At 46.3% G+C, this 21,096-nt stretch carries 21 protein-coding genes, 2 tRNA genes and 1 pseudogene; 16 read left to right on the top strand and 8 right to left on the bottom strand.

Translation table 11 applies throughout. The annotated features are described in order from the left end of the window. The first annotated feature begins 4 nt into the window (after window positions 1-4). The 7 genes and pseudogenes from EP073_RS12455 to EP073_RS12425 all read left to right on the top strand — a co-directional run bounded on the left by EP073_RS12455 (window position 5) and on the right by EP073_RS12425 (window position 6,109). Window positions 5-1,390 carry a hypothetical protein gene (locus EP073_RS12455; RefSeq protein WP_128467490.1) on the top strand — a complete coding sequence of 462 codons (1,386 nt, stop codon included), beginning with the start codon at window positions 5-7 and terminating at the stop codon, window positions 1,388-1,390. Then, entirely contained in the window at window positions 1,371-2,096 is a 726-nt protein-coding gene (locus EP073_RS12450) for a WecB/TagA/CpsF family glycosyltransferase (RefSeq protein WP_128467489.1), read from the top strand. Before EP073_RS12455 ends, EP073_RS12450 begins: the two co-directional genes overlap by 20 nt. After that, window positions 2,093-3,508, top strand: a complete 1,416-nt coding sequence (locus EP073_RS12445; RefSeq protein WP_128467488.1) for a mannose-1-phosphate guanylyltransferase/mannose-6-phosphate isomerase — start codon at window positions 2,093-2,095, stop codon at window positions 3,506-3,508. Before EP073_RS12450 ends, EP073_RS12445 begins: the two co-directional genes overlap by 4 nt. Further along, window positions 3,498-3,839 (top strand): annotated as a pseudogene (locus EP073_RS14160) (phosphomannomutase); the annotation flags it as partial. The gene EP073_RS12445 and the pseudogene EP073_RS14160, both read left to right, overlap by 11 nt. Window positions 3,840-3,983: 144 nt before the next feature. After that, window positions 3,984-4,721: a nitrilase-related carbon-nitrogen hydrolase gene (locus EP073_RS12435; protein ID WP_128467487.1), complete on the top strand. Its 738-nt coding sequence runs from the start codon at window positions 3,984-3,986 to the stop codon at window positions 4,719-4,721. A 4-nt stretch (window positions 4,722-4,725) separates the two neighbouring features. Continuing rightward, entirely contained in the window at window positions 4,726-5,688 is a 963-nt protein-coding gene (gene galE, locus EP073_RS12430) for a UDP-glucose 4-epimerase GalE (protein ID WP_128467486.1), read from the top strand. Between the two features lie 10 nt (window positions 5,689-5,698). Continuing rightward, window positions 5,699-6,109, top strand: coding sequence for a hypothetical protein (locus tag EP073_RS12425; RefSeq protein WP_128467485.1), 411 nt, complete (start codon window positions 5,699-5,701; stop codon window positions 6,107-6,109). Window positions 6,110-6,137: 28 nt separating this feature from the next. Here EP073_RS12425 and EP073_RS12420 read toward each other — a convergent pair whose 3' ends face one another. Continuing rightward, on the bottom strand, window positions 6,138-6,968 hold the full coding sequence (locus EP073_RS12420; RefSeq protein WP_128467484.1) for a DUF4405 domain-containing protein: 831 nt from the start codon (window positions 6,966-6,968) through the stop codon (window positions 6,138-6,140). A gap of 215 nt (window positions 6,969-7,183) precedes the next feature. Between EP073_RS12420 and EP073_RS12415 the strand changes: the two genes are divergently transcribed. The 7 genes from EP073_RS12415 to EP073_RS12385 all read left to right on the top strand — a co-directional run bounded on the left by EP073_RS12415 (window position 7,184) and on the right by EP073_RS12385 (window position 10,202). After that, window positions 7,184-7,747, top strand: a complete 564-nt coding sequence (locus EP073_RS12415) for a response regulator (RefSeq protein WP_128467483.1) — start codon at window positions 7,184-7,186, stop codon at window positions 7,745-7,747. Next, complete coding sequence (locus EP073_RS12410) at window positions 7,748-8,434, top strand: RluA family pseudouridine synthase (protein ID WP_128467482.1); 687 nt, start codon at window positions 7,748-7,750, stop codon at window positions 8,432-8,434. 12 nt (window positions 8,435-8,446) lie between these two features. Further along, window positions 8,447-8,535 (top strand) — tRNA-Ser (locus EP073_RS12405). A gap of 17 nt (window positions 8,536-8,552) precedes the next feature. Further along, window positions 8,553-8,645 (top strand) — tRNA-Ser (locus EP073_RS12400). Window positions 8,646-8,672: 27 nt separating this feature from the next. Beyond that, window positions 8,673-8,918: a hypothetical protein gene (locus tag EP073_RS12395; protein WP_128467481.1), complete on the top strand. Its 246-nt coding sequence runs from the start codon at window positions 8,673-8,675 to the stop codon at window positions 8,916-8,918. 29 nt (window positions 8,919-8,947) lie between these two features. Beyond that, window positions 8,948-9,481 carry a hypothetical protein gene (locus EP073_RS12390; RefSeq protein ID WP_128467480.1) on the top strand — a complete coding sequence of 178 codons (534 nt, stop codon included), beginning with the start codon at window positions 8,948-8,950 and terminating at the stop codon, window positions 9,479-9,481. Between the two features lie 274 nt (window positions 9,482-9,755). After that, window positions 9,756-10,202, top strand: a complete 447-nt coding sequence (locus EP073_RS12385) for a hypothetical protein (protein ID WP_128467479.1) — start codon at window positions 9,756-9,758, stop codon at window positions 10,200-10,202. Between the two features lie 147 nt (window positions 10,203-10,349). Here the strand turns inward: EP073_RS12385 and EP073_RS12380 are convergent, their stop codons facing one another. Beyond that, window positions 10,350-10,931 carry a FumA C-terminus/TtdB family hydratase beta subunit gene (locus tag EP073_RS12380; RefSeq protein WP_128467478.1) on the bottom strand — a complete coding sequence of 194 codons (582 nt, stop codon included), beginning with the start codon at window positions 10,929-10,931 and terminating at the stop codon, window positions 10,350-10,352. Then, complete coding sequence (locus EP073_RS12375) at window positions 10,924-11,790, bottom strand: fumarate hydratase (RefSeq protein ID WP_128467477.1); 867 nt, start codon at window positions 11,788-11,790, stop codon at window positions 10,924-10,926. Before EP073_RS12375 ends, EP073_RS12380 begins: the two co-directional genes overlap by 8 nt. Before the next feature lie 278 nt (window positions 11,791-12,068). Between EP073_RS12375 and fumC the strand changes: the two genes are divergently transcribed. Next, on the top strand, window positions 12,069-13,460 hold the full coding sequence (gene fumC, locus EP073_RS12370; protein ID WP_128467476.1) for a class II fumarate hydratase: 1,392 nt from the start codon (window positions 12,069-12,071) through the stop codon (window positions 13,458-13,460). A 329-nt stretch (window positions 13,461-13,789) separates the two neighbouring features. Here the strand turns inward: fumC and EP073_RS12365 are convergent, their stop codons facing one another. The 3 genes from EP073_RS12365 to EP073_RS12355 form a co-directional block, all read right to left on the bottom strand. Further along, window positions 13,790-14,149: a response regulator transcription factor gene (locus EP073_RS12365; RefSeq protein ID WP_128467475.1), complete on the bottom strand. Its 360-nt coding sequence runs from the start codon at window positions 14,147-14,149 to the stop codon at window positions 13,790-13,792. A gap of 99 nt (window positions 14,150-14,248) precedes the next feature. Next, on the bottom strand, window positions 14,249-16,405 hold the full coding sequence (locus EP073_RS12360) for a S8 family peptidase (RefSeq protein ID WP_128467474.1): 2,157 nt from the start codon (window positions 16,403-16,405) through the stop codon (window positions 14,249-14,251). Between the two features lie 43 nt (window positions 16,406-16,448). Next, window positions 16,449-16,829: a helix-turn-helix domain-containing protein gene (locus EP073_RS12355; RefSeq protein WP_128467473.1), complete on the bottom strand. Its 381-nt coding sequence runs from the start codon at window positions 16,827-16,829 to the stop codon at window positions 16,449-16,451. A 107-nt stretch (window positions 16,830-16,936) separates the two neighbouring features. Between EP073_RS12355 and EP073_RS12350 the strand changes: the two genes are divergently transcribed. Continuing rightward, window positions 16,937-17,194, top strand: a complete 258-nt coding sequence (locus EP073_RS12350) for a helix-turn-helix domain-containing protein (protein ID WP_128467472.1) — start codon at window positions 16,937-16,939, stop codon at window positions 17,192-17,194. A gap of 319 nt (window positions 17,195-17,513) precedes the next feature. Here EP073_RS12350 and EP073_RS12345 read toward each other — a convergent pair whose 3' ends face one another. Beyond that, entirely contained in the window at window positions 17,514-19,637 is a 2,124-nt protein-coding gene (locus EP073_RS12345) for a carboxypeptidase-like regulatory domain-containing protein (RefSeq protein WP_128467471.1), read from the bottom strand. 26 nt (window positions 19,638-19,663) lie between these two features. Continuing rightward, on the bottom strand, window positions 19,664-20,362 hold the full coding sequence (locus EP073_RS12340) for a Crp/Fnr family transcriptional regulator (RefSeq protein ID WP_128467470.1): 699 nt from the start codon (window positions 20,360-20,362) through the stop codon (window positions 19,664-19,666). Between the last annotated feature and the right edge of the window lie 734 nt (window positions 20,363-21,096).

Raw genomic sequence — 21,096 nt, 5'->3', positions numbered from 1 at the left:
TATTATGGATATTTCCAGCAGCAGGAATCTGTCTTTAATAACAGTTTTGTCTTATCTATTTCTCCTGATAATTCCTTTTTTGATGGCGGTGCATTATGTATTTATACTGCTCTTTTTGCTTTATTTTGCATTCGTGCCGTTTAAACTGGATTTACCCATTTATCTGTATTCCTATTTTATTTTGTATGACCTTATGACGCTCCTGCTTCTGAATTCTGGCTCAGATTTTAATTCAATTTTGTTTCAGGCAATAATGCTGATTATAATTAGTTTATATTGTCTCAAATATAACGTTTATAATAATAACTTTTTTTTTGTAATGCTTTTAATCACGCTTGTAGAAACCGTTTACGGTCTGACTAATTCTGGCTCGGTTGTTGGTGCAGTGGCGTTTATAAAAAACCTGCTTATATTTCCTGCTCTGCTGATTCTTGGATATAGAACAGACTTAAGCAGCAGTAAGAATAACTTCTGGCTATTTGTAGTCGTTATGTTGCTTTCGTTTCTTGTAAACGGAATACAGGACATTTACGGTTTTGAAAAATTCTTTTTAAACTTTGGCTATGATATTTTCTATTACAGCCGCAATATCTCCGGCATAGGTGAAATTCCGATTGGGATTGCGACTTATGACATCATCAATCAACAGACCTCACATCGAATGCTGGGTATTTTTCTTTCTCCTGATAAAGCCGCCTATGTTATGTACGGCATTCTGCTTTTTTTATTTATTTGGATCGAAAAGAAACTCTCGGTATTTCTTTTGATGTTTATTTCAGCTTTCATGGTTGTACCGCTCTATTTCTTTCATGTTAAAGCTATTTTATTAAACTTGATGGTCTTTTTTTATTCGTATTTTCTGATCAGAATATTTAATATACAAAGTCTTATTAAAAGAACATCTGTTGCATTATTTATGATTATTTTAATGGCTATTTGGGCATTAAATGCGAAAGTGGTTGCTTTTTCAAGCAGTGGAGCAATTCAGCATGTCTGGGGGCTGTTTTACCCTATTTTAAACTCCTTGAATTCTCCTGTCACTTTCTTGATGGGTAATGGAATTGGGACTGGAGGAACGGTCGGTCAACAAGGTATTGTCAGCGAACTGTCCAAAGCGGCACGTGGCGGAGAGTCTTTTATCGGTTCATTGTTTTATCAAATGGGATTGCTTGGTCTTTTGGTTTATGCGGCACTTTACCTATATCTCGATCGAATTTTTTTAAAGAAATCTCCGTATTCATATAAAATACTTTCTTCGATACTCCTTGGAGTGTTTATTTCAAGCATGTTCAGCGAGCCGGTATTGTCTATATTTCAAGTAAGCTGTTATATGCTAGTAATTCAGTATGTAATCTATAAGGAGTCCATTTGTGGAAATACTCGGATATAATGTATTTGATGAAGGAATAACTTCTATCGGGAGCAATGAAAAACGGCAGATAATTAATACCATTAATCCGCACTCCTATATTATTGCGACAAAAGACAAGGTTTTTACTCAAGCATTGCAGGAGTCTGATATTCTGCTACCAGACGGCAGCGGGATTGTTTTTGCCGCATCTTTTTTAAAAAAAAGAAAAATAAGAAAAATATCCGGGTTCGATCTTCACAAATACCTTCTTGAGGAAATGAACAAGATCGACGGCAGGGTGTTTTATCTGGGAGCAAGTGAGAAGTGCCTTGAGCTTATAAAGAAAAGAATAGATAAGGAATATCCCAAGATCGAAGTCGGTGTTTATTCACCGCTTTATAAGGCTCAATTTTCGGAAAGTGATAACCTACTGATGATTGAAAAAGTAAATGAGTTTAAACCGAATATTCTTTTTATAGGAATGACGGCACCGAAACAAGAAAAATGGCTGCATATTCATAAAGATAAACTCTTTTTTTCTACGGCGTGCTCAGTCGGGGCTGTATTCGATTTTTATGCTGGTTTAGTAAAAAGACCCAGCAATTTTTGGATTAAGCTTCACCTTGAATGGCTTATAAGGTTTCTCAAAGAGCCGAAAAGATTATGGGAAAGGAACTTGGTATCTACGCCATTGTTTGTTTATGCAGTAGTAAAAGAAAAAGTAAAAATAATGAGGGAGAGATGAACAATATTATTCTCTGCGGTGGTTCAGGGACAAGGCTTTGGCCTCTCAGCCGCACTATGCTTCCTAAGCAGTTTGTTAAAATATTTGGTGAAAAATCTCTTTTTCAGATGACGGAAGAGCGCAACAGAAGACTCTGCTCGTCCTCACTCATAGTTTGCAACGCAGAGCAGTTTTTTTTGGCATCCGATCAGCTTGAGGAATCTTCAAAAGCGGTTTTCCTCCTTGAGCCAATTGGCAGAAACACCGCTCCAGCTATTGCTCTGGCGTGCATGTTGCTTGAGCCGGAGGAGATTGTTCTTGTCACTGCGTCTGATCATCTCATCAAAAAACAGTCCGCCTATGAGGAAGCTGTGAAAACAGCAGAAAATCTCGCCAGACAGGATTACCTTGTTACCTTCGGTATAACCCCGGACTATCCGGAAACAGGCTACGGCTACATAGAGGCGGACGGGGCGGACGTGCTGAGATTCAAAGAAAAGCCCGCAATGGAAAAAGCTGAAAGATATATGCACGCAAACGCAAAGCTTGCAGCGAAAAATCTCCCAGCGAAATATCTTTGGAATTCAGGCATGTTCTGCTTTAAAGCAGGTGTATTTCTTGATGAACTCAAAAAATACTCTCCTGCCATATTTGAGACCTCCGCAGCGGCATTGAACAACAAAGTCACAGTTCAGGAGCGCCAGTACAGAATAAAGCATGAGGATATGCTCGCCATCCCCGCAGACAGTATCGACTATGCTGTGATGGAAAAATCGGATCGGGTGAAGGTTGTCCCCTGTGATATAGGCTGGTCTGATCTCGGCAGCTTTGACTCTCTTTATGCCGAGACGGAAGCAGGTGAAAATGGGAATTCTGTAATTGCTTATTCTGAAGGTTCTCCTGAGCTGGTTTGTGTGGATTCAACAGACAACCTTGTGATCTCTTCTGAGAGGCAGATAGCCCTTGTTGATATTGAGGGACTTCTTGTCGTGGACACATCTGATGCTTTGCTTATTTCAAAAAAAGGCAGCTCGCAGAAAGTTAAGGCAGTTACAGAAGCAATCAAAAAGCTTAAACCTGAACTTACAGAAACCCACAGGTTTGTTCACCGCCCGTGGGGTACATACGAAGTTCTGCTTGAGTCCTCCAGATATAAAATCAAAAGAATAGTGGTTAAAACCGGCAGAAAGCTTTCTCTCCAGAAACATTTTCATCGCAGCGAGCATTGGGTGGTGGTGAGCGGAACAGCAACTGTAACCGTTGGTGATAAACGCTTTTATGTTCACCCGAACGAATCGACATACATTCCCGCCGGACAGGTGCACCGCCTCGAAAACGAAGGGAAAGTGGATCTCGCAATGATAGAGGTGCAGGTCGGAGAATATGTCGGTGAGGATGATATTGTGAGGATAGACGATATTTATGGGCGCTGAGCAACTCGCCTGCTTCAAGGAATATGATATAAGAAGAAAGTTCTTGAAGGCTTGATGCGGACCTCGCTTATCTTATCGGAAGAGCTTTTGCAGAAGAGAAAGGGGCAAAGTCGGTTGTTGTCGGCTTCGATGTTCGTCTGGAAAGCAGAGAAATAGCCGACGCTCTGATGCTCGGATTGACTTCTGCCGGATTTCAGTGATTGATATAGGTCTGTGCGGGACTTAGGAAGTATATTTCAACACTTTTCACAAAGGAGCAGACGGCGGAATAATGGTGACTGCTAGCCACAACCCCAAGGACTACAACGGCATGAAGTTTGTGGGCAAAGAGCTCTGTGTCTGTTAGTGGAGACAATGAGTTGAACTAATGCTCAGATTGAACATGGAATCGGCGGGGAAACCGGAACTGATTCATCAAAAATTGGAATTGGTCGAAAGAATAATAAAAGGAAAACAATGAACGGTATCTGATATTATGAAAACCTCCCTTGTCCAGCTTGACATGTGCTGGGAAGACAAAGCCGCCACTAAGAGGCGGATTGAAAGCCTGCTGAGCTCCTGCGGGAGCGATACGGATCTGATGATATTTCCGGAGATGACTCTCACGGGTTTTTCCATGAACGCGGACAAAACATCATGCGATGATGCCGATATGGAGTTTTTCGCTTCCATCGCAAGGCGTTTTTCCTGCGCAGTGATATACGGAGCGGTGGAAAACGGCTTCAACTGCCAGCGTACTCTTGATAAAGACGGCGAAAGCATCGCATGTTACAGAAAAATACATCTCTTCAGCTACGCAGGGGAGGATAACTTCTACTCAGCAGGCTCAGAAGCCCTGACCTTCAAGCTGAACGGCGCAAACATAACCCCTTTCGTATGCTATGACCTCCGTTTTCCCTATCTCTTCTGGGAGAAGGCTGCGGAAACTGATATATTTATAGTAAACGCAAGCTGGCCGGCATCAAGAAGTCTCCACTGGAAATCTCTTCTCCGTGCCAGAGCCATAGAGAATCAGGCGTTTGTCATAGGTGTAAACAGGGCGGGGAATGACCCGAAATTTAATTATTCAGGTGATTCTGCCGTGTACAGCCCGCTCGGGGAGGCAGTTCTTGAGTGCGGCAGCGCTGAAGGAATATTCACAGCGGAGATTGATATTGAAACCGTTGCCGAGGCGAGGCGCTTTTTCCCTTTTCAGCGTGACAGGCTGAGGTGAAACAATGAAAAACATAATAGTTGCGGGCGGCGCCGGATATATCGGTTCGCACATGGTGAAAATGCTCAGTTTGGCGGGGTTTAATCCTGTCACTGTCGATAACTTATCCACCGGACACCGTGATGCGGTGCTTTACGGTGATTTTGAGGAGTGCGACATAGCTGATTCCGTCCGTATGGGCAGAATTTTTGAGAAATACAACCCCTCCGCGGTTATGCACTTTGCGGCGTTCTCTCTCGTGGGAGAATCCGTTGAAAAACCTGAAAAATACTACCGCAACAATGTGACCGGCACCCTGAATCTACTTGAGACCATGCGCAGGCACGCCTGCGACAGATTTATTTTCAGCTCCACTGCCGCGGTTTTCGGAAACCCTGACTATCTGCCCATAGATGAAAAGCATCCGAAGGAGCCGGTAAATCCCTACGGCAGAACCAAGCTGGTTATCGAGCAGGTATTGGGCGACTATGCCAAGGCGTACGGTCTGAAATATGTTGTATTCAGATATTTTAACGCCGCAGGGCATGACGAATCAGGTCAGCTGAAGGAGCGCCACAGCCCCGAAACTCACCTTATCCCTCTTGTTGTTCAGGCGGCTAAGGGTGAGAGGGCGCACATTGCGGTTTACGGCAATGATTACGATACGCCGGACGGAACCTGTGTGAGGGACTATATACATGTAATTGACCTATGTGCGGCGCATCTGGCGGGGGTAAAGTATCTGGAGGACGGCGGTGCCCCGGAGGATTTCAACCTAGGCAACGGCAGCGGGTTTTCTGTCAAAGAGATTATAGATAAAGTTAAGCTTGTCAGCGGTATGGATTTTAAAGTAAAAACCGAAGGCAGAAGAGCGGGCGATCCTGCTTCTTTGGTTGCCCACAGCGCCAAGGCGAGACGCATCCTAGGCTGGCAGCCGGAATACATTGATATTGAGGATATAATAAAAACCGTCTGGAAAACGGCTTAACGGGGGATAAATGCAGGGAGCGGACGTTACTCAGTTTACACTGGGCTTTTTCATTATTCAGGCGCTCACCGTCTTTATGGTGGCGTGGGTATTTGTTTTTTTTCTTTTAAGGAGCAGACGGCGCAGGACTGAGGTTCTGAGGCTGTTTAAAAAGCTTGTGGCGAACTGCTCCGCCGATCCGGAGCTTGATGCTCTTGTGAATGACTACACTGAAAAAGCGTTGAAATACATGGAATTTCTTGTTTCACCCACCGGGGGCGGAAGCGAACCGGAAGAACTTACCGCGTCCCTTGCGGCGCTTGAAGCGTATATTAAAAGCAGGGATTACACTCCGTTTATCAATCCTTCACTGGCGGATAAAGGCAAGCTTTATAAGTCAGCCTTGCTTATGAAGCAGATCTACCACACTAAAGCTGGATAGTGAAGCCGCCCCGAAAGTCGGCTTCTATTTACATATTCTCTTTCAGGTAATCGTAAATATCCATAGGGAGTATTCCTGCTTTTTCCGCAATATCCTTGACCTTTTCATCCGCTGTCGCTTCAATGCCTTTGGCTTTCAGCAACTCAACGGCTTTTTCCGGTTCCATGCCGATTTTGCCTGCCAGAGTGTCAAGGTTCATTTTGCCCAACCCTGAAATCGGCTCTTCCTGAACCGGCAGCGGAGTTTCGTCATTCTCTTTTTTTGTTGATTTTATTATGCGGTATATTTTAGCGGGACTTGTCCTGTTTGCCGCAGCTATTTTCTTCAGGCTGTCCGAAGGATTTCCGACACTTATTCCCTCCTCTTCAAGGAGCACTAACGACTGTTCAAGCTCAAAGCCCATTTTTGTTATGAGCCCGTCAAGAGGCGCAAGCTCCGCATGACCGAAGGGAGGATTCTCAATGGTGTCCTCATAGTTTTCCTTGTAATCCGCCAGAGCTTTCAGACCTGTGCTGAAAGGGGGAATAGCCGCGAGCGTACCCCATACGATGAGCACGGTGAGCGCTGCTGAAACCGCCAGCTCTCTGCTTATTTTCACCGCCGTTTTCCCTTTCAGATACGCCCAGACGGACTTCCAGTTGAGCCACAGGTGCAGAATCATGGTGATAAGAAAAAGACAGGCAGTGGTGAGGTGCATATCAGTGTGCTGCTCTTTAGTAAGTCCGAAAACCCTCCACACTGTCCACTCGGCAAGACGCCCGGGAGGGGTCAGCATGATCACCGCACCGCTGAACACTAAGACAATAAATGAGAACAAGGCAGTTAAAGAAACTGTTTTACGTAATACTTTTTTGAACATAGGTGTAATCTCCTTAAAGATAGTATAAGGATTAGTGAGCAAGAACTGTGCAAAAGTAAAACTGTTTAACTATAAATTATTTTACATTAAATTTGTTTAATTTAACAGTGAAGAAAAGTGACATGTGAGAAAAAGCTGCTCAGTTATCCAAATATATTTGTAATTTTGATAGCCTTAGACTATTTTATGGATAATTCAAAAACGATCGGTGAAGCATGTATGAAGTAAGCGACCTTCTGGAAGAAATGAACGAACGTAAGCCTCTTGTGCTTATTGTTGATGATGTTCCTAAAAATATTCAGCTTCTCAGTCTTGTTCTTTCCAGAAAGAACTATGAGATAGCTTTCGCCGTTAGCGGAGAGCAGGCGCTTGAAATGCTTGAGAGCATCAGTCCCGAACTCATTCTGCTTGATATAGTTATGCCCGGTATGGATGGCTTTGAGGTCTGCGAAAGGGTGAGGTCTAACCCTGTCACGGAGGGGATCCCGATAATTTTTCTCACGGGGCGCGCCTCTGCCGAGGACATAAAAAAAGGTTTTCAGACCGGTGCGGTGGACTATATTTCCAAGCCTTTCAACTCGGAAGAACTCCTTGCCAGAGTGAGAACCCATATAGAACTCAAGCGTAATCAGGATATGAAAGACTCGCTGATCAGTCTGCTTCAGAAGACTGTGGCACGCTTCCGCTATATAGCCGACCTTGTGCCTGATGCGCCGTCCGTATCCGGCACGGATGAAATAGCTTCAGTGATCGAAAAATTTGTGAGAGATAAAATATAAATGATTGATCTCACGACTGACATCATAGCCGAAACGGAAAACTGGGTGGCAGTGCGCAAGCCTCACGGGCTTCATGTTCTCCCCGACAGATACGACAGGTCAATCCCGACCGTAACAGATATTCTCAGTGAGCGTTTCGGACGGCTCTTCATCGTCCACAGGCTTGATTCAGGCACAGGAGGCGTTCTTCTCCTTGCCAAAAATGCCGCCGCTCACCGTTATTTTAATACAGTGATGGAGGAGGGCAGGGCAGAAAAAACATACCTTGCCATTGTCAAAGGGGTTTTCCCTTACCCTGTCTCGATAATGCTTCCCATTGCCGCCAAAAATCAGAAGGGCAGATACCGCATAAATTTTAAAAGCGGGCGCAGTGCCCGCACATCCTTCTCTCCTCTGGGCTGCTGCGGCGGCGCGTCACTCGTGGCTGCGAAGCTGCACACGGGAAGAACCCACCAGATACGGGTTCACCTCAGAGCCCACGGGCATCCGCTCGTATCCGACTGGCTTTACGGCGACAAGTCGGAGGACAGACGTTTAAGTCTTTTTGCAAATAATATGAATTTTATTGACATGGACGGCGCTCGTGTTATCCTAAATGCCGAACTTAGTTCTTATATGACAGATGCCTTAAAAAAAATCGGGATTAATAAAGATACCGCTTGCAAAATAAGGGAAGTTGTTTTATAAGACTTGTTCTTTGGAGGAGTGTCCGAGTCTGGCTTAAGGAGGCGGTCTTGAAAACCGTTGATGGTGTGAGCCATCCGTGGGTTCGAATCCTACCTCCTCCGTTTTGTACGTAAGGAAAGGAGTGGTGGCCGAGTTAGGTCGAAGGCGCTCGCCTGCTAAGCGAGTGTACGGTCTTTATACCGTACCGAGGGTTCAAATCCCTCCCCCTCCGTTACTTTATATAAAGGAGAGAGAAACTATGTTGAAAGCAGTCTATGTACTACTCATTTCGGCTGTTATCTTCGCTTGCTCACAGAAAGCAGAAGAAACACAAACAGAGGAGCCGGCAGCTCCCGCAGTAACTCAGGAACAGGTTGCAGATAACTACACTGCAGTTGACAACCTTACTACTGAAGCTCCTGCTATGGCAGAAGACAACGCTTCAGCTGAAGCTGGTATGGCTGACAACGCCACACCCGCAGCTGATAACGCTTCTGCTAACTAATTCTTGAATTAGCATAAGAGGGAAAAACTATGTTAAAAGCACTCTATCTGGTACTCGTTTCTTTTGTCATCTTCGCCTGCTCTCAGGGTGTTGTTGATGAGAAGAAAGAAACCGGCGCCCCCATGGCGCAGGAACAGCAGTCCGAAAACGGCAGCACAGGCATGCCCGAAGGCGACGCTCACGGAATCAAAGTTTCCAAGGATAAGAAAGTATCTATCCCTAAGGAAATCGCTGACAAGTTCAAAAGCGTCATCATCGGCGTAAAGAACGAGAAACAGGGTATAGATGTGCAGACGGAAGTCCTTATCGGTCAGAAATCCGAAATTCAGGGAACTCCCTTCACTGTGCTTGTTGAACATTATCTGCCCGAATTCGTCATTGACGGCGACGGCGTATATACAACAAGATCCGGTGAGGAGAACAACCCCGCTGTGAAGATTAAGGTTTTTGAAGGCGAGCAGGAAATTTTCGACGGCATGCTTTACAAAAATTTCCCCGATATGCACGGTTCATTCGCACATCCCGATTATGTGCTGACACTTATCAAATCCGTAGTAAAGTAAGTTAACATTCATTTGTTAACCCAGAGGGGCGATTAAGCCCCTTTTATATATGGAAACCCCCCGTCTCTGCCGAGGCGGGGGTTTTTTTATATCCGAATCCCCTCCCGCGACTCTCTCTTTTATCCGTTTATTGACAGCTACTTATCCGGTTTCTTTTGACATCCCCTCCGTGCCTGCTATAATCATTCACCCGCAAGTCTGCACGCTTACGGGACGATGTTTGAAAACCCGTAAATCGGCAGAACCCGGAATATCACATGTCAGGAGGTGAAAATTGGGTTTGCTGACAACAATCGGCGGAATGCTTTTGATGGCAGTAGTAATGGGTTTGATTTCTGTGTATCTTTACAGCAACGTTCTGCTCATATGCAGATTATGCAGAAGGCTTTGCAGCTTTGAGCCGGACAAGTACACAGCTTTCAGGAAGATAACCCTCACTGCGGGCGGAATATATGTGGCAGGAGCGACTGCCGCTCATTACTTCAAGAAGCATTACGCAGGAGAAGACATTTCGGAATACGCAGTGAAAGGGGTTATGTTTCTTACTTTCTTTCTTCTTATTCCGGTCGGGGGGTGGATATACGGCAGGTCGTTCAGCCGTGAGGAGAACGGCGTTCCCATCGGCTTCGGCAAAGGGCTGACAATTTTTGCGGCTCATTTTGCTTATGTTATTGCGGTGGTTATCCCCATAACCATAGTGACGGTACATTTTTCATTATAAACCGTCAGTTATCATACGGTTATAGGTATAACCAGTCGAAGGCTTGAAACGGGTTCTCGGATTACGGGGAGCCCGTTTTTTCCGTAAAAAAAAGAGCCCTGCTCACAAAACCTGAACAGGGCTCTGCGCTTATATTTCCGAAAGTTTTTATTTTTCCATGAGTTCTTTGGCTATGCTGCCGGACATTTCCATAATGTCCTTGTGGAGGCTGCCGCCGTGGGAGTCCATTGTCACAACGCAGGGGAAGTCCTCAACCTGAATAACCCAGAAAGCCTCAGGAGTTCCGAACTCCTCCAGCTTGTAGACTGTGTCAACGCTTGTAACTTTCTTGGCGATGAGAGAGCCTGCGCCGCCGACAGCGTGGAGATAGACTGCGCCGGTTTTCTTAAGCCCGTCCGCCGTTTTGGGTCCCATCCCGCCCTTGCCTATTACTGCGCGCACTTTGTATTCCTCCATAACATCAGCCTGATACGGTTCCTCTCTTGAGGATGTAGTGGGACCTGCCGCTACGAAGGAGTATGTGCCGTCTGCGTCTTTTTTTACAACTGGACCGCAGTGATATATGACTGAGCCGAAGAGGTGCTCTCTTATGAAATCGGGTTTTTCCTCGACCATAAGCTTATGTGCGGCGTCTCTTGCTGTAACTATCGTTCCTGTGAGAAGAACCTCGTCGCCGACCTTGAGGCTTCTCGCAGTTTCCTCAGAAATAGGAGTTTTCAGCTTAATCATAGCTCACCTCACTTCCTTTGATTATCATGGTTTTCCTGCGGTAAGCCCAACAGGTATATGATATTGCAACATAATAGGTGGCGGGGTGTCTGTGCTGAAGACCAATGTTCACTCCGAGAACGGTGGTTTTGCCGCCGAAGCCCATGGGTCCTATTTTAAGCTTGTTCAGGTCATCGAGAAGGCTTTCCTCAAGCTTTGCGAGTTCGGGGTTGTCGCTTTTTTCGCCGAGTGCGCGGAAGAACTGCTCTTTGGAGAGAGCGTAGCTTGTTACTCTGTCTCCGCCGATGCCCACGCCGATTATTCCGGGTGCGCAGCCGTAACCCTGAGCCTTGTGCACGGCATCGATTATCACTTTGCGTACGCCTTTAAGGTCACGTCCCGCTTTAAGGGCAGCGTCTGGCAGCCTGTACTGTGTCCCGACGTTTTCGGACCCGCCGCCTTTGAGCATGACTCTCACCCTGACTTCGGGCTTGTCCCATTGGTGAAAGTGCATGTAGGGAGCGTTTATGCCTATGTTGTTGCCAGTGTTTTTCCCTGTGATAGGATCAACTGCGTTAGGGCGGAGATACTGAAGCTTGGTAGCCTCAATAGCTGCCCATTCAAGGGCCTCACGGTATTTTTTTTCGCTTTCGCCCACGGGGAAATCGACGTAACAGATTATCGAACCCGTGTCCTGACAGAGAGGCGTTGAGGCTTTTCTTGCCAGTTCGATGTTTTCGATTATGGTGCCGAAAACGTTTTTAGCGGATGTTCCCTCGTCCTCGTTTTTGTGGGCCTGCCTGATCGCCTTTTCCACATCCGGTGCAAGGTCAGTGGAGGCTCTGCGGAGCAGTTCCAGCATAGCATTCTTGAGTTCCATAGCCACCTCATTATTCAGCTATTGAAAAAATTAATAGCGTTATTTTGCGCTTATACTCATATGTAACCCAAAAAATGTTATATTTCAATAACGGCTTTAATGAGGTATTAATTTATATTATAGGAAGCAGGTGAAGAAAGTTAAAATTTCCTTTTGAAACAATGCTTTTTTGGTGTTAGACTTATCTAAGTATAATAAATTTTCAGCCCGACTGATAAGTCTTGTATTCTGCGGGAGCAGGTATCAGATTTTTTATAATAAAACATCGGAGGAAAACGATGAGTTTCAGAATTGAAAAGGATACGATGGGCGAAATCAAAGTCGCCAATGAAAATTACTGGGCAGCCCAGACCCAGAGAAGCCTTGAAAATTTCCGTATCGGCATAGAAAAAATGCCGTCAGAGCTGATTAAGGCTTTTGCCGTTCTGAAAAGATCACTCGCCGTAGTAAACAATAAGCTCGGCAAGCTTGACGCCGAAAAGACAGGAGCTATAGTTCAGGCTTGCGATGAAATACTCTCCGGAAAGCTGTCGGATCAGTTTCCTCTCGCCGTATGGCAGACAGGCAGCGGAACCCAGACTAACATGAACCTCAATGAAGTCATTGCCAGCAGAGGAACGGAACTCCTCGGCGGTGATTTCCGCACGAAAAGACTCATCCATCCTAATGACCATGTAAATATGTCTCAGAGTTCAAACGATACATTCCCCACGGCGATGCACATCGCAGCGGTTACGGAGGTAGAGGATCTTCTTCTGCCCGCCCTCAAGCGTCTTACGGAAACACTCGCCAAAAAGCGCGACGAATTTGCGGATATAGTGAAAATAGGGCGTACGCACCTTCAGGACGCAACTCCGCTCACTCTCGGTCAGGAGTTCAGCGGCTATGCTGCCATGCTTGAGACGAATTATACCCAGATTGAGCGCTCACTAGAGTATGTGCGTGAACTCGCAATAGGCGGAACAGCGGTGGGAACGGGAATAAACGCCCACCCCAAGCTCGGAGTTATGGCTGCGGAGGAGATAAGCGCATTTACCGAAAAACGCTTTGTTTCGGCACCGAACAAGTTTCAGGCTCTCACCTCTCACGATGCGCTTGTGTACGCCAGCGGCGCGGTAAAATCTCTGGCAGCTAACCTGATGAAGATAGCAAACGATATACGCTGGCTCTCCTCCGGTCCCAGATGCGGTATCGGTGAGCTGCGCATACCCGAAAACGAACCCGGCAGTTCTATCATGCCCGGAAAGGTGAACCCGACACAGTCGGAAGCGGTGACTATGGTTGCGTGCCAAGTGTTCGGCAATGATACTGCAATAGCCTTCGGCGCGAGTCAGGGCAATTTTGAGTTGAATGTGTTCAAGCCTGTGATAATCTACAACTTTCTCCAGTCGGTGAGGCTGCTGGCGGACAGCATGGATTCGTTCAATGAGCACTGCGCTGTTGGAATCGAGGCAAACAGGGATGTGATAGAAGGCTATCTTAAAAACTCACTGATGCTTGTGACTGCGCTTAATCCGTACATAGGTTACGAGAATGCGGCGAAGATAGCCAAAACCGCATACAAGGAAAATTCAACGCTGAAGGAAACCGCTGTGAAGCTTGGGCTTCTCACGGCAGAAGAGTTTGAAAAGTACGTGATACCCGAAGAAATGGTAACTCCGAAGGAATAGAGCTGAATGCCGGTCTGCATGGCAGCCCGATTTTGTCGGCAAAGTCGGGACATTGGAACAAAGGAACAATTTTCTTTAAATCTCCCCTAGCCCCTCTTTGTTAAAGAGGGGTGTTTTATCCTTGTCTACAGCAGATTCGCTCCTTTTTTATTAATGTGAAACTGCACATGCTGTCAGTTTCACATACACGCTCACGCCGCGATGAATGCGGCTTCGCTTCGCACGGCGCAGTTCCATCCTTGGAACTGTTTGAGACTGCCGCGTTCCTTATGTGCTGCAATGCAAAATTCAACATTTGTCATCGGTTAGGGGCTGAGGAAAAGCTTCTTTTATTTGGAACAGCACTCAATTTTCTCGAAGAGAGTGTCTTTGATAACAGGCTTGACGATTGAATCGCTCACAGTTCGGTCACTGTTGTCGTATTCATAGGCTGATATGACGATGATAGGCACCGCCGGAGCGACCTTGCGTATTTCCGAGATCATCTCCCAGCCGTCCATAACAGGCATCTGGAGATCTGTCAGCACCATATCCGGTCTGTGCTCCAGAAACATGGAGAGCCCTTCTTTTCCGTCCTTTGCCGGATATATGTTTCCCACCCGCTTTTGCAGAACCCGGGTGACCGCCATTCGTGTGACGGACTCATCCTCGACATAAAGTATGCTCAGACTTGATAAATCTTTTGTCATCCATCACTCCTGATGATATATTTCACAATTATAATATGAAAAAGCGAATATATCAACGATATTGCAACATTGCTCAATGCGTTTTGTGTCTGTATACAATTATATCCCTAAAAATTTAAAATCGTCAGATTTCTCTTCCATGATTTTTTTGAAGCTGGCGTAATTGCCTTTGCTGCCGCATATGAAGGATATTACAGCGGCGTAGGGCACGGGAGAGGCTTCTTTCCAGAAGTCTCTTTTTGAGGCGGTAATCCGCAGGAAAAGCTTATCGAAAGCACAGGCGGTGTTCAGTTCAGCATGGTAATCCTTCAGCGGCAGCCAGAGAAACTCAGCCTTGTTCTTCGGTTCCTCCGGCGCAAACTTCAGGTGTCTGTCCGTTATGAGTCCCTTCCATCTGCCGTTTCTGTAAAATCCCAGCGAAGCCTTGAGGTTTACGCATGTGTAGTAGCCGCAGTAACTTATGCTCACCTGCGGACGATATGAAAGGGTGATGCGCACTGTGCCCGTAAATCTGCCGCCCCTTATCATTTCCGGCGGAACAGGTACGGGCGGGGTCTCGATATGGCTTCCGTTTTCGTATATTCCTGTGTGGATTATGGTGATTGTGTCATCATCCGTTCTCATCATCTCTTCCGGAGCTTCAGGCAAACCCCAGCCTGTGTAAACTCCGTCGGCGCATCCGCCGGAGGCTTTATGGATGATCAGCGCCTTCACAGCGTCAACTGTCGCCGCTTTGCCCAGAAGCTGATGAAGCTTCGCCGCAATTCCCGCTATGACGGGTGATGCGTGGCTTGTTCCGGTGTCTTCGGCGATTTCGTTGTATTTGCCGATGGAGAAGACCCCTTTTGGTATGTTTTTGCCGAATTTATATTCATGTGTTCCGCCGTAGTACACAAGCTCCGGCTTCACGGAGGAAAACACTCCTCTGCCCCGTCTTGTAAAAAGGGAGGGGGCGTGAAGCGGAGTGAGGTTTGTATCCATGTGACTGACGGAGCCGATGGTCAGGGCGAACAGACTTTCGGCGGGAACAGTTATGAGGTCGTTGTCTTTCAGATCCTCCGTACTCCATGTTCTTAGCGGAAAGCAGTTTCCCGCGGGCAGCACGAACAGCACATCCTGCTCCCGCTGAATGCAGTCCAGCAGGTACGCGAACAGGCTGACGTTTTCCCCTGCGGTAATATTAGTCCCGAGAGAGAGGTTCCAGATTTTGATTTTATCCCTGTATTTCGGTACAACAATCCGCAGTATCTCCGCAAGCCGGGCAAGATCCGGCGGGGTGCCCGTGCGCCCGGGCATTACAGCCACATCCAGAAACTCAGTCCCGCCGAAGCTTTCCCCGCAGGCAAGAGCACGTCCGGTCACAAACGTCCCGTGAGCGGTGTCCATCTGCTCTGGCTCCACAAACAGCTCCCTACCTGCTTCCCATTTGCGGAGGAAGGAGTTTTCCGCCACGCCGGAATCTATTATTCCCACAGTCGGATAGCTTTCACCTGCTGTTTTCTCCATGACACAGTCTGCGAAAAGATCCTCATGACGCAGGTAGTGCTCTGTTATTTCCACTGTTTCAGGCTCGGAGATTTCGCTGATGTAGCTGTGGTTGAGTATTGTGGTGAGCTTCGGTTTATAGTCCGTGATGTGAGCTTCTATAAAGATCGAATCAGTGATGTCCGGATATATTTTTATTGAGGACGCCCCCAGATGGGCGAGAAATACGGCTACCTTTTCCGCCGCGTCCGCAAAAGGGAAGCAGCGGAAGCGTATCAGCCTGTCCGGTGTTTTATCAAAAACGGCTTTTTGAACAAACTTTTTTGAGAGCTCCAGTTTTTCGTTGGGGTAAAACCCGCCGATGCTCTCAATATGGGTCAGGGAAGCGTCGAGTGATTTGCTTCTGCTGAAGCGGAGCACCGTGCTGATTCTTGCCAGTTCGGAATCATCCTCAACGGGAAAAAGGAAGCCTGTCTGCCCGACAGAGCCGATAAGGGAGATTTTGGCGGTTTCCAGAAAGCTGTAGCGCAGGGATTTTGCGAGAGAATTTTCCCTCAGCACAAATTTTTCCACAACAGAGAGCCCCCTGTTGTACTCAAAATTTCTGTAAAAGCCGAACCCCTCCTCCATCATGCGGACAATTGTTCCGCGGCTGAGCGGCGGATGTCCCGACATTCTGGGTTTAACCGGAACACCGGACACCGGGCGCGCTTTTACAAAGTTTTCAGAAAACTCCATGAATAGTATGGGGTTTTTGAAGATTTTCCCCATTATTCGGACTCCGGCAAAAATGCGGCTTCAAAGCGACCGGATTTTATTCTTTTGAACCCTCAAAGATTTCAACCAGCGGTGTAAGTATTTTTTCAATATTTTTTATATGCGTGTGCCTCAGACCGCATATTCTCTCTAAAAGAGGTTCCCACCCAACGGGGACACAGCCGCCGCTGTCCGAGGAAAGCAGGTGGACTGTCTGTCTGTTGGAGTTGAGATAGTACTCCAGAGGCGCTTTTTCGTAAAAAAACTTTATATCCAGACCGAAGTGGTCTGCCAGCACCTCAAGCTTCGCGGCATCGATATTGCCGGACTTTTCATAGTGAGATACAGCCTGCTGACGCACTGAGAGTATGTCTCCAATATCGGACTGGGAAATCTTGAAATGTCTTCTGAGGGTTTTTAATCTTTCTGCTAAATCCATAAAAATTAAGATACATGAAATTTGCGTAAAATTATAACAAAAAATTATTGTTGATTTTTACGCACAATTTGTGTAATAACAAATATTATTTGTGATTATGGAGGCGGATGGTGTACAGGGAGCTTGAGTGGGAGGAAAAAAGTATAAAAGAGGAACTGGCGAAGATACCGCACGGTTTTTTATCTGTGTCACAGGCGGCTGAGATTCTTCAGGTGAACCCCCTTACTGTTAAAAGATGGATCTGGCGGGTGGAGCTTCCTGCTTGGAATACACGGACAGATGGCAAGGGGCACTGGCGCATAGCGAAACAGAGCATAGCGGAGTTTGTGCAGAAAAGGAATTCAATGAATATAGATTTTTACTGACTTACCGCTTAAAATTTGCCTTCCATGGAAATTTTGTATATACGCTCACGCCCTGTAAGACAGGTCTTCGCTCCGCACGGCGCAGTGTCTTGTCTTGATAATCCAAAATTTGCCTTCCATGGAAATTTTGTATATACGCTCACGCCCTGCAAGACAGGTCTTCGCTCCGCACGGCGCAGCTCCATCCGTGGAGTTGCTATGTCAGAGAGCTGTGAACGTCGCTGTGTCTTTCTGAATCTCATACTTAACATCACACTGTGCATAAGGTAATAAAAGGCGCGCTGCCCGAAGGAGGGCGGACAGCGCGTAAATTTAGGTTTTATTTAAGATAATAACGGCTGCTTTTATGGCATTTACCGCATGAGGTTGGCATTACACTGCTCCATCTCGTGAGAGGTGCGGCCTTTTTCTCTTCCACTCCTCTGAACATGGAATACACATCGGCAGGACACACCACATCACCCACATGAGACACGACATCTCCCTCAATCATTGCTCTTGAGGAGTTCGTCTTATCATCATCATAAGTATAGTCGCCCATCATACCCGTATTCGGCATGTGACAGCTCTGGCATCTGCCCACAGGATTGGACTCATCTAAAGGGTTATAGGCGGCAGTGACCATGCCTGCCTTATCCTTCATATGTTTGATTACCGCTGCGGCAGTCTTGTTCTGCGCCTTGCCTATTCCTGCTGCGCCGACTTCGTAGAGAGGCTTGGCATCACCGTTTAGGAACGTGGGCTGACCGTATCCTGCGCTGAGCAGGGCAATGTCATTTTTGGAGAGGGATGCAAAGCTGCCTGATTCCGCATGACAGGCGAGGCATACCGTATTATTATTAAATTTGGTGTTGCGATAGTTATATTCCTTTCCGTCTATTGACATTTCCCGTCTGTTTTCAGGTCCCTGATAGAGACTGTGCGAGGAGTGACAGGCTGTGCATGTCAGAGGTCTGGTTGTGTTGTTTACATGTACGGAGAGCTCAAACTCATATGACTGCTGCTTGTGGTGTCTGCCGTGCACTCCGTCCCAGCTGAAGAAACCTTTTCCGTTTTCCCACCCGGGCATAAAATCAGCGAGCTTATGGATTCCGGCTATGAAGTTGCCGTGACCCACGGAACCTGCGTATTTATCATTCCACGGATAAAGGAGAGCATTGGCGGGGCTGGCGCTGGCGGGCAGAGCGAGTCCGTGGCAGCGGGCGCATATCTCTCTTTCATCAGTTGCAGTGAGTGCTGCGGGATTGATTATGTGTTTGCTTTTTCCGGGATCTTCAGTGTGCTGTGAGCCGGGTCCGTGACAGTTTTCGCAGCCGACACCGAATTCAAGGAAGTCAAATTCGGAGGTGTAGACCCCTTTTTCCCCGCCGGTTTTTATCTTAATGCCGAGAACATGGCACCCCGCACATGCCTGTGAATACTGCTGCCCCTGATCAACCCATGCGTTCCGGAGATTGCCTGTTCCTTTGGCACGGAAGGCTTGTACAGCGTCGTTCTGGACTGCTTTGGCCGCACCGCCGGCACGTACTGCGCGGAAGGGCTTGAATTTCGGTGAATCAGTTCCAGACTGAGCCACATAAAGCGGAAGCATTATAAAATCCTTATCTGCGCCCGGATAAGGATACATTTCCCAGCTGGGACCGGAGGTAGCCGGAACATCCTTGAGTTTGGCGAGATAGTGCTGTTTGAATACTCCTACATTCGTGTGCATCTCGTCTGTCCCGGGCATAATGTATTTATCACCCTGTCCGCCGACTGTGGCGGCTATGGGTATAAAAACACCTGTAACACAAGGGTTCTTTCCATTTCCGCCGAACGCGAAGCCTTTGATTCCTTTTTTGGTACATGCGGTTACCGGCACAGGGTCATTGTCGCTGCCGTCAGGGGGAGATGCCGAAACGCCTGTTTTTTTACCGAGCGGATCATTATCCGCTCCCCAGCCGCTCATTGGTTCAATGACATCTTTCTGACCGGGCATTATGATTCGCATATGTGCGGATGCTGAGTGACCGGATGCCATATCGTGGCTTTTATCCATGTCCATATGGCAATCCATGCAGATTTTATTTCCCACATATTCCGCCTTGTCACCCGGTCTGCCGGAAAGCTGAATGTTTCTGAGGGAAGCGGTGTTTATTCCGGCTTCCACCGACATTCTCAGCCCGCCGCGTATGTATTTGCCGTCTGCGGATTTGTCTGTCTGTACAAAGTACTTTGTTCCGGACATAATATTTTTGAAGGTGTAGTTTCCGTTTTTGTCTGTCATTGCTGAGGCAGCAACGGAGTTATCTTTGGCATTAATCAGCTTTACTGTGATTTTTTCAATAGGCTCTTCCGCTGTGTTGACCACTTTGCCCGCTATGGGGTACTGTGCCGCGTAAACGTCAGATGAAAAAATAAAAAGTGCTGCTACGATCAGAATGAAAGCTTTCAGTTTGAACATGCGTAACCTCCTGTTCAGAGAAAAAATTAACTTCGGTAAACATAAAGAGTTTTACCTTCTTTTTTAACCAATCCTGTTTTTCTCAAAGCTTTCATTGTTTTGGTAATGCTTACACGGTGAGCGCCGAGCAGAAATCCAAGCTCTTCGTGGCTGAGATGTATATTGATCTCAAAATGATCACTGTGATTTGTTCCGTGCTCGTTTCCTATATTCAGAAGCAGGTTGTAAAGCTTCTCCTTCAAATCCCTGATCAGCAGATAGCAGTTTCTTGAGCTTAGAAATTCGATATGCTTGCTGAGGTTTTTAACAACATTAAGCCCGATGTTAGGGTTACTCAGCACCAGCTTTTCAAAAGCGTTCTTTGAAAAAGTGCATATGAACGAGTCTTCCACACAGACCGCCGTTCCGGGGTACTCAAAATCGTCCCAGAATATCTGCTCACCCATGAAGTCACCCATTTTTCTTATATCAAGTATCATCTCACTGCCGTTTTCAGAGACCTTGGAGATCTTCACGAGCCCGGCTTTAATCAGGAACATCTGATCCGCAGTATCCCCCTGAGAAAAAACGACTTCGCCCTTTTTGTACTCCTTTCTCACGGCGAAGGAAGCGAGAGAGGATTTCTCATCAGGAGAGAGATTCTGAAAAATCCATGTGCTGCCGATACATGCTTTACTGTGACTGTGGTAACCGGAAATAAAATTGTTGCAAATACAACCTGCCATAAATGAATGCTCCTTAATAAATATGTCTGCTTATCTAATATTTCACTATGTTTGAAATAATCAAATACTTTCTACCTCCTTAAATATACGCAGACAGAGCTTTTTTACGGGTTGCTGCTGTTTAAAGAGAAACATTTTACTGTTTCTCTTTGCAGGCAGAGCTAGTTTTCACGGTTAACCTGTATAAAAATGAAAGCTTTTGAGATGTGCATTTTAAATAAAGTGCAGAAAATTATAGTAGCTTGGACTACAAATTCAAAAATTTTATTATGAATAAAATTTCTCTAATAAAATCCGGTAAAAATTATAAACGCACTATCTTTTTCTTTGTTAAAATACCTGAATGGTTTTAAAATATAATATAAGGCGGTAATTGTTTTACAATTAAAAGGAAAGATGTCGCGAATACTGTTTATCTCCGTTGATGTTCGGTCTGTTTATGAACAATAGGCTCTCATTTCTTCTGATAGTTATTGCAGGTTAAATATGCGTCGTTGTACAAGTAACCGCAGTTTTCATTTGCGTGTGCCCGGTAACGCCTTATATTAAAGGGTTTCGCATTGTATTTACTGGGAGTCTGATTTATGCTTAAGCTTATATATGGCGCATACGAAAATATGTTCTAAAATATTTTGACAAAAAGCGCTCAAAATTGTATACAGAATACAATCTTAAGTTATGAACGGTTCCGCTCCGAAAGCTTGCGGGTTCGGAATCATTAATGTGAAAATAAG

The sequence above is a fragment of the Geovibrio thiophilus genome (assembly GCF_004087915.1).
Taxonomy (GTDB): Bacteria; Chrysiogenota; Deferribacteres; order Deferribacterales; family Geovibrionaceae; genus Geovibrio; species Geovibrio thiophilus.
This window is presented reverse-complemented; position numbering and strand designations above follow the sequence as displayed.